Raw genomic sequence first — 13679 nt, 5'->3', positions numbered from 1 at the left:
GTATTAGGGCTGTTATGCAGCTTCGATCTGAGGGTAGTATTTCGACAGATACCATTCACGTGCGTGTCCCTTATCCATGTCAGAATGATACCAAAGCGCACCCTTTGTTAATGGAGTGTCCTTAAATCGAGTGAGTGTGAATAATCTTGCGCTGGTATAACCGTGTTTACTTAGCCAATCCGTTGCTTCATTGTCCCGACTGAATGCCGGACAACCTTCACGAAAAGCATTGAAAGAGAACACTTGGTGGCTTTCGGTGAATACTGCCGCTTCTGACTCTGCCGGGGAGACACTTGCCTGTTTCATCCGTTCCAACGCTGCGCTGTGTGGTGGTCGGTATGGATTGAAGTCACTGAGATCGTATTGCATGAACCAACGATAGATGGCCTCCAGCCCGCCAGCTTCTAACCAGTCGCTAAGGCGTACGATGAATGCTGCTGTTTCATCGTGATCCACTTGGTGCTTAATGAAGTGTGTCGCATAGTGGCGGCGGTCGTTATCGTCCACTTCTATTGGCGTTGGACTGTTGCTAAACGTCATGAATCGCGTGTATGTCGCTACCTTACGGGCATTCTCGTATAACGGTCTAATGTCCACTGTTGGTTCGGTCTGTATAGACTTCAGTGATTCTGCAACTCGGCGGCTTGCTTTCGGAGGATCATCGAAAACAATTATCAGATTATCAGCTAACGCGCCGTTATGTTTTTCGGTCAGCTGAGCGTAGCTCGAATAATGTTTGGTTTGTCCCGCCAACAGTGGTGTCAGTATTTGCTGAAAGAGGAACCCTTTACCCGTTCCGGTATCAGATGGGATCACGAGATGCCATGTTGGGCGTTCTTCTGGACGCTGGAAGCAGTGTGCTAACCATGCGCAGACGTTGGTGCGATCCGTTTCATCCGGGAACATCCTCACTAAGTATTCGAACCATGGTGTAAGGATGTCTACTGGAGCCTTGTCACTGGAGAATCTGCGATATGTGTTCAGTGTCCCATCCTCAGAAAGGCCAGACGGCAACGCCGGATTGAAGATGCTTTGAGCGATGAATGGAAGTGTTCTAAATACAACTGACTGCCATTGTGGGTTCCATGAGCCTCCTGAAAAACGAGCGTAATGTACTGCAAGGGAATCGAGACCGTGATCAGTGCATGTGTTAATGTTGCGTAGCTTAACTCCACCAGGCAGTGAAATCAGGGCGTATCCTTGACTACGCAGGTGTAACGAGAAGGCTTCAACTGGAAGTGTGGCTGAGTGTGTGGTCGTCTTTTGGATCATAGGTATCGTGCTCCTGTGCGTCGTATAAAAGTTTAATAATCTGTGCTGCGCGTGAACGGTGTTCGCGCGTTTCGTCTAACCATTGTTCAATGTCTTTTGGAACGATTAACTGCATGGCTTAGTTTCCTGTTGTTGAAGGCTTTTCATAAAGCAAATGGTCGTAGTACGCCCATGCTGTCCCGTAATAAACGCCGAGGTTTCTGATGTACTTCAGGAAATGTTCCCAGCTAAGGTAGTGCCAGATCTCCAGAGCGAACTCATAAAGTTGCGTGGTTACTGCATCATTACGTCCCAACCATGCATCAAATAACGGCTGAGCGAACTGCTGCGGCTTCCAACCCTGCTGAATTAGGAAGGCTCGCACCTTTCCCTCAAACGTGTTTGTTGAGCGATTGAGGACCAACCTACATGTCCCTGTATCGTGGTCATGGTCGATGCATGGAGAATTTAGTCTGGTGCCGGTAATAGGGTCTTTACCATCCTGGAGTGAGGACATCATTTCTCTGTAAGCCGGGCGTTGCCGGGAGGCTAACCGCCGGGAATCTGACGGCATAGCGAACTGTTGAAATTGTACGTCTACCATCACACCTCGAATGCTGCGAAGATCGCTTGTTCAGTAGTGATAGCGTCTTTGGCTGACTGTTCGGCTGCTACTGCTTCCTGCTTTCGCTGGCGTTGTTGACGGACGATTTCCAACACTTCTGCGGCGATATCAGACTTCAGACGTTCAGATGCCGCCGCTACAGCCTCCTGGCGTTCCTGTACCAGCAGAATCTCCGGTTTAAACATGCTCACCTCGAAGAAAGGCGAAGATTGATAATGGTTGCAGGCTTGAGGATTGAGGATGTAACCGTTGTCCAGATAAGTAGCCGCCTTAGTGATGACCAGCGGGAACACCTCGTTGAAGACGATGGTGGTGCTGACTTCGGACAATGCTACTTTTTCCGCTTGCGTGATACGTTCGTCATAAAGACGCTGGATGAGGGCTGTTTGTTCTTGAGTTAGCTTCATTAATAATGCGCTCCTTTGCTTTTAGGATTTTGTTCAGGTTGATAGATTTGCAGCACTTACAGCGGAATGGGCTATCGTAGCTGGTAGCTGCTTGACTTAGGAAATAGCCATCATGTTGATGGATAAGCTCGTTTTTTTCATACTCATTAAGATGCAGGTGGGCGTTGTTGTAGCCCCACTTGTTCACATAATCTTCGAAGGTAAAGACGTGATGCTGCTGGTATTCAAGCCAGAGAAGGAAGCCGATTCGCTTCGGTGTCTGCGGCAGTCCTGCCATCTTCAGCCGCGATTTGCACGCGTGCCATGTGGTGTGGTCTACCTTGCCGCGCAGACGTGCGGAGTCCGTTACGTCGATTGACGCTAAGTTTTTATTTTCCAAATAATGATTTCCTGATGGTAATAAAAAACCCGCAAGCGGATTGATCCAGCCTACCAAGGAGAAGAGGCAGAAACTGGCACCTGCGGGATTTTATGTGTTTCGGTGAGTTGTCGGGGAAATCTTCCCCTTAACTACATAGTAACACGAATCATTCTCATTTGTCAAGGGGTTTATTATCTTTATTATTGAAATCAATAAACTACACCATACTAAGTGGCGACGCACTTGATGAGAGACACATTTTGTGTGCCATAATTTATAAAAGTAGGGGGAGAATTCCCCCTGCACTTACAGAAGAGTTGGTGGGAGTTTAGTCCCAGCAAATACCATCAACTACTGGAAGTAAATTCGTCACAGTAAACTTGTGGGTGTATCGCTGGGTTTGCCCTTCCCCACTATGCTCATGTCCGACCACCTTCTGAACTGGCGTAAGCTCGTTAGTTTTTCGCGCTTCTGTAATAAAAGTGTGGCGAAGGCTGTGCACAATGCGGCGAGCGCCATAGTCATTGAGATAAGGGATCTCAAGAGCCTCACGAATATCGTGGAAAAAGTGGGTGATCTGGTTGAAGTTAGTCAGGTCAGGGAAAAGCGAATCGCCAGCAGAGAATCCCTCTACGTAGTCCAAAAATCCAAGCTCAAGCAGATTAAGTGATAGCGGTACTTGCCTCGTACCTGCTTCGGTTTTGGTATCATCAATCATGATGTAGTAACGCTGGGAATCATCATCAAGACGAACATCCGAACGCTTTAGTTTGGCGATCTCTGCCCGACGTGCACCAGTATAGGCAAGGAGGAGCGGTATCCACTTTTTCCAACCTGATAGAGTTTTGAAGTGGGCCACCAGCCTGCGCATTTCTGTTTTACTATAGTCTCCATAGCTTTTGCTGTGCGCTTCATAACGGACGTTTAGCGTCGGTGAAGATGCCAGTATATCCATTTCAGATGTTAGGTAGGTAGAGAACAACCCCTGGCATAGCTTCAGATAATCTTTAACGGTCTTCGGTGCCACAAGATCATCTTCGGGAATATCATCAAGATCTAAGCACTCTCGAACCGTCATCTTGTTATATGGCTTCTTGTTCTGAAGGGGTAGGCCCTCCACCACTTCGAGCAAGTTTTTGATATCGCGGCGGGTAATTTGGTTCACTGGCGTATCAGCCCCCAGTACTTCCCTGATAACCGTGAAGTACTTTTCGTTTCCCTTCCGAATCTTTGGATTCCAATCTGATTTGAACACCAGAAAACCATCCCATGCCTCTTGCAGTGTCATCACTGGCGCAGGCTCTTCAACCGGAGACACTGCGACAGGTAGAGGAGTTTTCTGTTTCAGATCGTTGAGGATCCGGGAGTACGTCGAAAAATCTTTACTCAGAAAAGCTGCATTGGCCTTCTGAGACTGGTGCAAAAGAATATCGTACTTTGACGCTGCGGCGGCAATGGCACTTTCCATGCCCGTTATGTCGAAACGCAAAGCCAGAGACTCAAGAAAAAAGGATTCTGTCGGGGATGCTTCACCGTTGAGGAGTTGATCTTCGTAGAACTCTTGAAAAAACGCTGCGAACACCTGACCTACATCAGGTGATAACGGCGGAGTTTCATCTCCCCTAATTTTTCGCTGGCGGGCGTCAGAGGGGATATTCTCAACATAACCATAAATCTCCGCATGTTGTGCGGCAACAAAAGCATCAATGTCATGCTGGGAGAGTTTTTTCATCATTCGTATGATTCTCTGTAACTGATCGCGGTGGATAGTACCAGATCGCAAAAGAGTGAAGAATGGCGTTAATCGGGAGATCAGAAACAGGCATCGACGCGGGCTATCCGTACCAAGCGAGCAACGGAAAAACTGGTTATCAGACAATCTGAGGTAAGCGTAGAAAACGCCATTACGCTGAAGCGTATGAGGTAGGTAACAAACGTTGATGTATCCCATGCTGTATCTCATTTGTGCCTCTAAGTGCCTGAGATACATCAACTTATTGTTTTTAAAGAAGTTGAAGCTGACCGATAAGCCGGGTTCTGTCGTGGACAGTCATTCATCTAGGCCAGCAATCGCTCACTGGCTCAAGCAGCCTACCCGGGTTCAGTACGGGCCGTACCATGCGAACCCCTATTTGGCCTTGCTCCGGGTGGAGTTTACCGTGCCGCGAACTGTTGCCAGACGCGCGGTGCGCTCTTACCGCACCCTTTCACCCTTACCTGATCCCATAAATGGGCCATCGGCGGTTTGCTCTCTGTTGCACTGGTCGTAGGCTTGCGCCCCCCAGGCGTTACCTGGCACCCTGCCCTATGGAGCCCGGACTTTCCTCCCCTCTGCCCGTCTCCCTACAAGAGGGACGACGACAAAGCGGCGACTGTCTGGTCAGCTTCGGCGCGAGATATTAGGGCATTCGGCCGCATTTGTCACGCCTCTTGCTGATCGAGCGCAAAGCGATAGAGCGCATTTTTCTTCACGCCGTGGATTTCCGCCGTCAGCGCCGCGGCCTTTTTCAGCGGCATTTCTTTCTGCAGCAGCGCCAGCGTGCGCAGCGCCTCGGCGGGCAGCGCCTCTTCATCCGCCTTATGCCCTTCGACGACCAGCACCATCTCGCCTTTGCGACGATTTTCATCCTCTTTGATCCAGGCGAGCAGCTCGCCCACCGGCGCGCCGTGAATCGATTCCCAGGTTTTGCTCAGCTCGCGCGCCAGCACCACGTAACGATCGGCACCGAGTTCCTTCACCATATCTTCCAGGCTGTCGAGCAGACGGTGGGTGGACTCGTAGAAAATAAGGGTGCGCGGCTCCTGCGCCAGCGCGCGCAGCGCGTCGCAGCGCGCCTTGGTTTTGGCGGGCAGAAACCCTTCGTAACAGAAACGATCGGACGGTAACCCGGCGGCGCTTAATGCTGTGACGGCGGCGCAGGCGCCAGGCAGCGGCACGACGCGGATACCCGCCTCGCGACAGAGGCGCACCAGATGGTAGCCCGGATCGTTGATCAGCGGGGTCCCGGCATCGGAGACCAGCGCGATGCTCTGCCCTTGCTGCAGCTTCGCCAGCAGCAGTTCGGCCTTCTGCTGTTCGTTGTGGTCATGAAGTGCGAAGAGCCGCGCAGCGATGGCGAAATGTTGTAGCAACAGTCCGGTATGACGTGTATCTTCCGCTGCGACCAGATCGACGCCCGAAAGCACCGTCAGCGCCCGCTGGGTGATATCACCCAAATTACCAATCGGGGTTGGAACGATGTAGAGCGTGCTGGCAGAAATCTCTGCCCGATCGAGTTGTTTCATTGTTTCATCCGAATTGCCGATTTAATATTGAGCATCTTGAAAAAAACATCACTGGATACAGTATGCTTCCTTCAAAAGTCGTTCGTCATAAAGCAGGACGCTTTGTGCCTGTCCTTCTTGCTGGGCTGATTTTAGCCGCCTGTAGCGGTCAGGGGCCGCAAACCTCAAACGTAAATATTCAGGGGCCCATTACCGGCGGGTCTGATTACTATCTGCAGCAAGTGCAGCAAAGCAGCGATGATAGCAGGACAGACTGGCAATTACTTGCCATCCGTGCCCTGATGAAAGAAGGAAAGTATCCTCAAGCCGGCCAGCAGATCAACCTGCTGCCGAGCCAGCTCAGCGACACGCAACAGCAGGAGCTGCTGCTGCTTAAATCGCAGTTCCTGTTCAGCCAGCAGAACGTGCCGGGCGCGACGCAGCTGCTGAATCAGGTCAAAGTCGACGACCTGTCGAAAGAGCAGCAGGCACGCTATTACGGCCTGCAGATCGCGGCCGCGCAGGGCAAACCCTCGCTGGCGCTGCTGCGCGCCTATATTGCGCAGGAGCCGCTGCTGAGCGGCGACGATCGTCAGAAAAACATCGATGCCACCTGGCAGGCGCTGACGCAGATGACGCCGCAAGAGGCGAGCAGCCTGGTGATCAACGCCGATGAAAACACGCTGCAGGGCTGGCTGGATCTGCTTAACGTCTGGCGCGCCAACGCGCAGGACGGCGAGATGCTGAAATCCGCCCTGAAAGACTGGCAGACGCGCTATCCGCAAAATCCGGCGGCTAAAACCCTGCCGACGCCGCTGAGCCAGGCGCAGAACTTCACCAAAGCCTCTACCAGCACCATCGCGCTGCTGCTGCCGCTGAACGGTCAGGCGCAGGTCTTCGCCAGCGCCATTCAAAAAGGCTTCAACGATGCGAAAAACGGCGCCCTGAACGCCGCGCCGCAGCCGGCCGCGCAGCCAGCGAACCCGCCGACCGCTGCGGAAAGCGCGCAGCCTGCGCCGACCAGCGAAGCCAACGCCGTGGTCAGCCCGGCCGCCGCGGCTATTACGCCGGCGGCGACCGCGCAACCCACCGCTGCCCAGACTCAGCCTGAAGCCAGCGCGCCCTCCAGCAGCGCGCAGATCAAGGTCTACGACACCAGCAGCCAGCCGATTCAGCAGGTGATGCAGCAGGCGCAGCAGGATGGCGCGACGCTGGTGGTCGGCCCGCTGCTGAAAAACAACGTCGAAACGGTCGCCAACAGCCAGACGCCGCTCAACGTACTGGCGCTCAACGCGCCGGAGCAGATCCAGAACCATCCGAATATTTGCTATTTTGCGCTTTCTCCTGAAGACGAAGCGCGCGATGCCGCGCACCATATGTGGAACCAGGGCAAGCGCCAGCCGCTGCTGCTGGTGCCGCGCAGCAGCTTCGGCGATCGCGTGGTCAACGCGTTTGCACAGGAGTGGCTGAAGCTGGGCGGCACGGCGCCGCTGCAGCAGCGTTTCGGCTCGACCGCTGAGCTGAAACAGGGCATCAACAGCGGCGCGGGCATTACGCTGAGCGGCACGCCGGTCAACGTCCAGCCAGCCGCCGCCGAATCCCAGGGCGTGACCATCGCCGGGCTGACGATCCCGTCGCCGCAGCAGCAGAGCGAGCCGGCGGCGGCGAGCGGCGGCAACGTCGATTCGGTCTATATCGTGTCGACGCAGGATGAGCTACAGCTGATTAAGCCGATGATCGCCATGCGTACCGGCAGCCGCAGCTCGGCCTCGCTCTACGCCAGCTCGCGCAGTTACCAGGCGGGCGCGGGTCCCGACTTCCGTCTGGAGATGGAAGGGTTGCAGTTCAGCGATATTCCGCTGCTCTCGGGCCGTAACCCGGCGCTAATGCAGCGCGCGGCGCAGTCGTTCAACAACGACTACTCGCTGGTTCGCCTCTATGCGATGGGCATCGACGCCTGGACGCTGGCGAACAGTTTTAACCAGGTGCGCCAGACGCCGGGCTTCACCATCGACGGCAATACCGGCAAGCTGAGCGCGAATCAGGATTGCGTGATCAACAGGACGTTGTCATGGAGCCAGTATCGTCAGGGCGAGATCGTTCCCGCCTCCTGAACACCCGGCGCTTCGGCGCCGAACAGGAACAGCGCGCCCGGCGCTATTTAGAGCGTGCCGGACTGCGCTGGGTCGCCAGCAATGTGACTTATCGCGGCGGCGAGCTGGATCTCATCATGCGCGACGGCGCATGCTGGGTCTTCGTGGAGGTGCGCTACCGGCGCGATGCGCGCTACGGCGGGGCGCTGGCCAGCGTCACTCGCCTCAAGCGGCAAAAGCTGTTGCGCGCCGCCGCACTCTGGCTCGCCCAGCGCGGCGGCAGTTTTGAGACGGTGGATTGCCGTTTCGACATCATCGCCATTACCGGTACGGCGCTGGAGTGGCTGCCCAATGCCTTTAATGCAGACGTTTAGAACCAGGTGGTCGTGTGCAGGACAGAATTAAAGCGTGTTTTACTGAAAGTATTCAAACCCAGATTGCCGCCGCAGAAGCGCTGCCGGACGCCATTTCCCGCGCCGCGATGACGCTGGTGCAGTCCCTGCTTAACGGCAATAAAATCCTCAGCTGCGGCAACGGCGCATCAGCCGCCAACGCGCAGCATTTCGCTGCCAGCATGATCAACCGTTTTGAGACCGAGCGTCCCAGCCTGCCTGCGCTGGCGCTCAGCGCGGACAACGTGATGCTGACGGCGATCGGCAACGATCGTCAGCACGATGAAATCTACGCCAAGCAGGTGCGCGCGCTGGGTCAGGCCGGCGACGTCCTGCTGGCGATCTCTACCCGCGGCAACACGCGAGACATCGTTAAAGCGGTGGAAGCCGCGGTTACCCGTGATATGACCATCGTTGCGCTCACCGGCTATGACGGCGGCGAGCTGGCGGGCCTGCTCGGCCCGCATGACGTGGAAATTCGCATCCCGTCGCACCGCAGCGCCCGCATCCATGAGATGCATATGCTGACGCTGAACTGTCTGTGCGACCTGATTGATAACACCCTGTTTCCACACCAGGAATGACTGAAGGAGCAAACATGAAAGCATTGAATGCTGTCGCTATCCTGTTAACCGCCATGCTGTTGCAGGGCTGCGTTGCCGTCGTCGCCGGCGGCGCGGCCGTCGCCACCAAAACCGCCACCGATCCGCGCACCGTCGGCACCCAGGTTGACGACAGCACGCTGGAGCTGCGCGTCAGCAACGCGCTGGCGAAAGATCAGCAGATTAAAACCGACGCGCGCATTATCGCCACCGCCTATCAGGGCAAAGTGCTGCTGACCGGCCAGGCGCCGTCGCAGGATATCGCCAGCCGCGCCAAACAGATCGCCATGGGCGTCGACGGCGCGACCGAGGTCTTCAACGAAATTCGCATCGGCCAGAAGGTGAGCCTCGGCACTTCGTCGTCCGATACCTGGATCACCACCAAAATCCGCTCGCAGCTGCTGGGCAGCGATCAGGTGAAATCCTCAAACGTGAAAGTGACCACCGAGAACGGCGAAGTGTTTCTGTTAGGTCTGGTGACGGCGGAAGAAGCGAAGGCGGCGGCGGATATCGCCAGCCGGGTCAGCGGCGTGAAGCACGTCACCACCGCGTTTACGATGCTGAAGTAAGCGTGCATCAGGCCGCTCATCCGCTGGCACAGCGGCAACATACACAAAAGGGCGGCTTTAGCCGCCCTTAACTTCACTGGCATTGTGCCAGCGCGGGTGATATGGCCCGATCGCAAAGACGCAAAAACGGCATCCCTGCCAGCTCGGCCCGCGCAATTACGCCCCTCATCCCTGAGGGGCGCCCGTCACCGGGCCAACGCGTTGCGTTGTTCAAAAACGCTCCCGGCGTTTTTGTCCCTGGCGCGGGACGCTTTGCTCTTCGGTCCATATCACCCGCTTTTACGGTTTGTGAGCCGTCTGTCGAAGGGCTACCCCATCAATTTTTTTATACCGGTATATCGATCACCAGCGCCCAGGTCGCGGTTTTCGCCCGCAGCCTGATCTGCTGCTCCTCCTGCAAAAACGCCCCGTCGCCGCAGCCCAGCTTCTCCGGACGATCCTCGCGCGTGACCGCCTCCAGCGAGCCGTGAATCGACTGCAGATAGGCGCGCGGCCCGCGCAGCGTCAGCGACTGCTCTTCGCCCGGCGCCAGCCGCAGCTGATGCACCCACACCTGCTGACGCAGCTGCAGGCTATTGCCCGCGCCGTCCGGCGAGGCGATCAGCTGCAGATTGCCGCGCTCCGGCAGCGCGATCTTTTGCAGCGTCGGGTTTTCCCGCTCGGGACAGGCGGCCAGCCAGAGCTGCATCCGCGTCAGCGGCTGATCCTTGCGCAGGTTGATTTCGCTGTAGCTGACGCCCGGCTGCGTGGCGAGCAGCAGCGCTTCGCCCTCGCGCGCGACGATATGGTTGCCTTCGCTGTCGCGATACTCCGCCTCGCCCTGCAGCACGATATTCAGCACGTCCACCTGCGGATAGGTGCGCGGCTGAAAGGCGGCTCCTGGCGCCAGCACTTCCTGATTCAGCACGCGTAGCGAGGCGTAGCCCATTAATTTGGGATCGAAATAGTGACCAAAAGAGAAACTGTAGCGTGCCTGCAACCAGCCGAAATCGGCCTGACCGCACGCGGACGCACTACGCGTCGTTATCATGATTTACCTCCAGCTCGCTGCGGCAGAGAACGACCGCAGACTTGATACCCATTATGGTAAAAGGCTGGACGCCGTATTGTTAGCCAGTTAATCTGCCGTGCATATTCAAATTTCCTGAAAGAGAGTTCGGATGGCTAAAGAGCGTGCCTTAACCCTTGAAGCGTTGCGCGTAATGGATGCGATCGATCGCCGCGGCAGTTTTGCGGCAGCGGCGGATGAGCTGGGGCGCGTTCCTTCGGCGCTCAGCTATACCATGCAAAAGCTGGAAGAGGAGCTGGACGTGGTGCTGTTCGACCGCTCCGGCCACCGGACGAAATTCACCAACGTCGGGCGCATGCTGCTGGAGCGTGGACGCGTGCTGCTGGAAGCGGCGGACAAGCTCACCACCGACGCCGAAGCGCTGGCGCGCGGCTGGGAAACGCATCTGACCATCGTCACCGAAGCGCTGGTGCCGACCGACGCTCTCTTCCCGCTGGTGGAGAAGCTGTCGGAAAAGGCCAATACCCAGATTTCGCTGATAACCGAAGTGCTGGCGGGCGCGTGGGAGCGGCTGGAGCAGGGCCGCGCCGATATCGTTATCGCGCCCGATATGCACTTCCGCGCCTCAACCGAAATCAATACGCGCAAGCTCTACACCATGATGAGCGTCTATGTGGCCAGCGCCGACCATCCGATTCACAACGAGCCGGAACCTCAGTCTGAGGTGACGCGCGTGAAGTATCGCGGCATCGCCGTGGCCGATACGGCGCGCGAGCGCCCGGTGCTGACGGTGCAGCTGCTGGACAAACAGCAGCGTCTGACGGTCAGCAGTATGGACGACAAGCGCCGCGCGCTGCTGGCGGGGCTCGGCGTCGCCACCATGCCCTATTCGCTGGTAGAGAAAGATATTGCGGAAGGTCGGCTGCGCGTCGTCAGCCCGGAATATACCCGCGAAGTGGATATTATTATGGCGTGGCGCCGCGATAGCATGGGCGAAGCCAAAGCCTGGTGCCTGCGCGAGATCCCGCGCCTGCTGGCGAAGAAAAGCTAAACCCCGCCCTTCGGCTCCAGCCTGCCCTGCGGGCTGGAGCCTGCTGTTACAACCGCCCCAGACACTCAATCGCCACCGCCTTGAATGCGGCGAAATCTTTGCTGTCGCGCAGCCGGGGCATCGCCCTTTCGCGCAGAAAGGTCACGAAGAGATCGTAGATCGCCATCGCCTCTTCATATTCGCTTTTACTGATCGCCAGCAGAAAGATGACCGAGGCGGTGTCGTCGCCCCAGGGAATGCCCTGCGGCGCCAGCACGGTATAGACCACGGTTTTTTTCGCCAGCAGGCCGAGCGAGTGCGGCAGCGCGATGCCTTCGCCCAGCATGGTGCTGACGATCGCCTCGCGCTCCTCTACCGAGGGATAAAAGCTCGCGTCGACAAATCCTTCCGCCTCCAGCCGATCGCACAGCTGGCGGAACAGCTGCGACTGCGTCATCGGCTTATCGACGATCAGGAAGTGCTGCGCGTCGAAAAACTTCTCCAGCATATAGGGCCGGGTGCGGTCCACCAGCACCAGCTTGCCGATCTGCTCCAGCTGGAAACCGGTAGGAAACGGCGACATCACCACCACCGGCTTATCCTTCTCGCTCAGCCGCGTGGTAGAGATAACGAAATCTTCATCGATGCGCGCGCGCGCCTCATATTCGCGCTGCGACAGCCGACCGGCGACCTGTAGCTGCGGATATTTGCGCAGCAGCATCGCCTCAATCATCCGCAGCGTGGAGTTACCGCTGTCGCACACCAGCAGCACCTGCGGATGGCGCTGGTAGCCGACATCGTAATGACGCTCCAGCCCGACGCCGATATGCAGCACCAGAAAGCCGATCTCATTCTCGCTGATCACGTAAGGCGTATATTTGCCCCAGCTAGAGACCGCCGCCAGCGTCACGTCATAGGCCATCGGATAGTGCTGTTTAATATTATCCAGCAGCGGGTTGGGAATATGGATCTGGTATCGCACGCGGGTGATCATGGTTTTAATGTGCGTCAGCAGATCGGCGCGCAGCTGTTCATCGCCCTGCAGATCGTAGTTGTAGTGGGTATTGATATAGCTCAGCAGGTAGTCCACCAGCGCGTCGGCGTCATCGGCGTTGATGGCGCTCGGCGCCACCTCCTGCATCTGGCGCGCCGCGATATTAACGCGCAGCCAGCCCTCTTCCGCCGGCGACACCGGCTTGCCCACCAGCGGCCGCAGCAAATTAATCAGCTCGCGCGCCGCCTCGCGCACGTCCAGCCCGACATCCTCCGCGCCGGGATCGCTCAGCGGATAGCCTTCGCTGATGCGCCGCACCGCGACCGCGCAGTAGAGGCGCAGATAGCGCTCGCCCTCGTCGCTGAGGCGAACGTTATGGCGCGTCAGGCACTGCTGCAGCAGCGGGCGCAGCGTCTCCAGAATATTGCTGTGCAGCGCTTCGATAGTGATCAGCGGGCTGTCGGCCTGCTCCTGGTCGATCTGCCACAGCAGATCGGTTAAACAGGTGCGGATCGCCACTTCGCTGCCGAACAGCTTCATGCCGTAGTGAGGTTTACTCTCGATATGCAGGTGATAGCGCGCCAGCCACTCGCGCACCTCGGTCATGTCGTTTTGCAGCGTGGCGCGGCTGACAAACCACTCATCGGCCAGATCCTCCAGCTTGAGCGACCAGGCGGCGGTCAGAAAGCGCGTCAGCATATAGCGCACCCGTTCGGCGGAGGTGCGCGGCACGCGCAGCGGCGAGCGGTTTTGGCGCTCCAGACGCTGGAAGCGCTGCGCGTCGTCGATTTTTAGCTGATAGCCTGCACCGCGGCTGAGTACGAACTGCGCGCCGTACTCCTCTAACAGCGCGTTGAGCGCGCTGATGTCGGCACGCACGGTGCGGGTTGAAACGGCGAAGCGCCGCGCCAGCTCATCCTGAGGCAGCGTTTCGTTTTGCAGGGCGTCAAACAGTTGCGCAAGGCGTTGATTTGGAAATCTCAAGGCGGTCTACCTGTTACGGCGCTGGCATGCATTCAGCGGCATCATGTCGAAAAATAGCAGCTTAAAGCGAACGGCGCGTGACCTCCAGGCAAGCGCCG

Annotated in this window: 13 protein-coding genes and 1 other RNA gene; 5 read left to right on the top strand and 9 right to left on the bottom strand. The window is 57.0% G+C overall.

Annotation, left to right across the window (positions count from 1 at the left end):
* Positions 1-12 precede the first annotated feature (12 nt).
* From PVE98_RS02295 to rsmI, 7 genes are all read right to left on the bottom strand, one after another.
* Positions 13-1272, bottom strand: coding sequence for a primase-helicase family protein (locus tag PVE98_RS02295; protein WP_063215981.1), 1260 nt, complete (start codon positions 1270-1272; stop codon positions 13-15).
* A 118-nt stretch (positions 1273-1390) separates the two neighbouring features.
* Entirely contained in the window at positions 1391-1855 is a 465-nt protein-coding gene (locus PVE98_RS02290) for a hypothetical protein (RefSeq protein ID WP_109962969.1), read from the bottom strand.
* Positions 1855-2283 (bottom strand): hypothetical protein, encoded by a 429-nt coding sequence (locus PVE98_RS02285; protein WP_163368770.1) that lies wholly within the window; start codon positions 2281-2283, stop codon positions 1855-1857. The genes PVE98_RS02290 and PVE98_RS02285 overlap by 1 nt, the downstream gene beginning before the upstream one ends.
* Complete coding sequence (locus PVE98_RS02280) at positions 2237-2662, bottom strand: hypothetical protein (RefSeq protein WP_074185066.1); 426 nt, start codon at positions 2660-2662, stop codon at positions 2237-2239. The genes PVE98_RS02285 and PVE98_RS02280 overlap by 47 nt, the downstream gene beginning before the upstream one ends.
* Before the next feature lie 310 nt (positions 2663-2972).
* A complete protein-coding gene (locus tag PVE98_RS02275; RefSeq protein WP_223825988.1) occupies positions 2973-4379 on the bottom strand; it encodes a tyrosine-type recombinase/integrase in 1407 nt (468 codons plus the stop codon).
* Positions 4380-4654: 275 nt separating this feature from the next.
* Positions 4655-5032, bottom strand: an RNA gene (rnpB, locus tag PVE98_RS02270) — RNase P RNA component class A.
* A gap of 33 nt (positions 5033-5065) precedes the next feature.
* Positions 5066-5929: a 16S rRNA (cytidine(1402)-2'-O)-methyltransferase gene (gene rsmI / locus PVE98_RS02265; RefSeq protein ID WP_096072106.1), complete on the bottom strand. Its 864-nt coding sequence runs from the start codon at positions 5927-5929 to the stop codon at positions 5066-5068.
* A gap of 62 nt (positions 5930-5991) precedes the next feature.
* Between rsmI and PVE98_RS02260 the strand changes: the two genes are divergently transcribed.
* The 4 genes from PVE98_RS02260 to dolP are packed head-to-tail and all read left to right on the top strand — an operon-like array spanning position 5992 to position 9564.
* Positions 5992-8022, top strand: a complete 2031-nt coding sequence (locus PVE98_RS02260) for a penicillin-binding protein activator (RefSeq protein ID WP_096072107.1) — start codon at positions 5992-5994, stop codon at positions 8020-8022.
* Positions 7980-8375, top strand: a complete 396-nt coding sequence (locus tag PVE98_RS02255) for a YraN family protein (protein WP_033754965.1) — start codon at positions 7980-7982, stop codon at positions 8373-8375. Before PVE98_RS02260 ends, PVE98_RS02255 begins: the two co-directional genes overlap by 43 nt.
* Positions 8376-8389: 14 nt before the next feature.
* Positions 8390-8977: a DnaA initiator-associating protein DiaA gene (gene diaA, locus PVE98_RS02250; RefSeq protein WP_033754962.1), complete on the top strand. Its 588-nt coding sequence runs from the start codon at positions 8390-8392 to the stop codon at positions 8975-8977.
* A 14-nt stretch (positions 8978-8991) separates the two neighbouring features.
* The gene (gene dolP / locus PVE98_RS02245; RefSeq protein WP_033754960.1) at positions 8992-9564 is read left to right on the top strand and encodes a division/outer membrane stress-associated lipid-binding lipoprotein; all 573 of its coding nucleotides are present in this window, start codon (positions 8992-8994) and stop codon (positions 9562-9564) included.
* A 325-nt stretch (positions 9565-9889) separates the two neighbouring features.
* Here dolP and PVE98_RS02240 read toward each other — a convergent pair whose 3' ends face one another.
* Entirely contained in the window at positions 9890-10594 is a 705-nt protein-coding gene (locus tag PVE98_RS02240; RefSeq protein ID WP_033754957.1) for a pirin family protein, read from the bottom strand.
* A 130-nt stretch (positions 10595-10724) separates the two neighbouring features.
* Here PVE98_RS02240 and PVE98_RS02235 point away from each other — a divergent pair, with 130 nt between their 5' ends.
* The gene (locus PVE98_RS02235; protein WP_048784382.1) at positions 10725-11624 is read left to right on the top strand and encodes a LysR family transcriptional regulator; all 900 of its coding nucleotides are present in this window, start codon (positions 10725-10727) and stop codon (positions 11622-11624) included.
* Between the two features lie 46 nt (positions 11625-11670).
* Here the strand turns inward: PVE98_RS02235 and PVE98_RS02230 are convergent, their stop codons facing one another.
* Positions 11671-13581, bottom strand: a complete 1911-nt coding sequence (locus PVE98_RS02230; protein ID WP_033754953.1) for a transcription antiterminator — start codon at positions 13579-13581, stop codon at positions 11671-11673.
* Between the last annotated feature and the right edge of the window lie 98 nt (positions 13582-13679).

The organism is Pantoea sp. GABEPS69 (assembly GCF_045780835.1).
Lineage (GTDB): Bacteria > Pseudomonadota > Gammaproteobacteria > Enterobacterales > Enterobacteriaceae > Pantoea > Pantoea septica.
The sequence above is the reverse complement of the archived record's forward strand: the minus strand, read 5'-3'. Positions and strand labels throughout refer to the sequence as shown.

Excerpts from the sequence above, each read along its gene's own strand:
- PVE98_RS02295 (WP_063215981.1), bottom strand. The coding sequence starts at position 1,272 with ATGATCCAAAAGACGACCACACACTCAGCCACACTTCCAGTTGAAGCC.
- PVE98_RS02290 (WP_109962969.1), bottom strand. The coding sequence starts at position 1,855 with ATGGTAGACGTACAATTTCAACAGTTCGCTATGCCGTCAGATTCCCGG.
- PVE98_RS02285 (WP_163368770.1), bottom strand. The coding sequence starts at position 2,283 with ATGAAGCTAACTCAAGAACAAACAGCCCTCATCCAGCGTCTTTATGAC.
- PVE98_RS02275 (WP_223825988.1), bottom strand. The coding sequence starts at position 4,379 with ATGATGAAAAAACTCTCCCAGCATGACATTGATGCTTTTGTTGCCGCA.
- rsmI (WP_096072106.1), bottom strand. The coding sequence starts at position 5,929 with ATGAAACAACTCGATCGGGCAGAGATTTCTGCCAGCACGCTCTACATC.
- PVE98_RS02260 (WP_096072107.1), top strand. The coding sequence starts at position 5,992 with ATGCTTCCTTCAAAAGTCGTTCGTCATAAAGCAGGACGCTTTGTGCCT.
- PVE98_RS02255 (WP_033754965.1), top strand. The coding sequence starts at position 7,980 with ATGGAGCCAGTATCGTCAGGGCGAGATCGTTCCCGCCTCCTGAACACC.
- dolP (WP_033754960.1), top strand. The coding sequence starts at position 8,992 with ATGAAAGCATTGAATGCTGTCGCTATCCTGTTAACCGCCATGCTGTTG.
- PVE98_RS02240 (WP_033754957.1), bottom strand. The coding sequence starts at position 10,594 with ATGATAACGACGCGTAGTGCGTCCGCGTGCGGTCAGGCCGATTTCGGC.
- PVE98_RS02235 (WP_048784382.1), top strand. The coding sequence starts at position 10,725 with ATGGCTAAAGAGCGTGCCTTAACCCTTGAAGCGTTGCGCGTAATGGAT.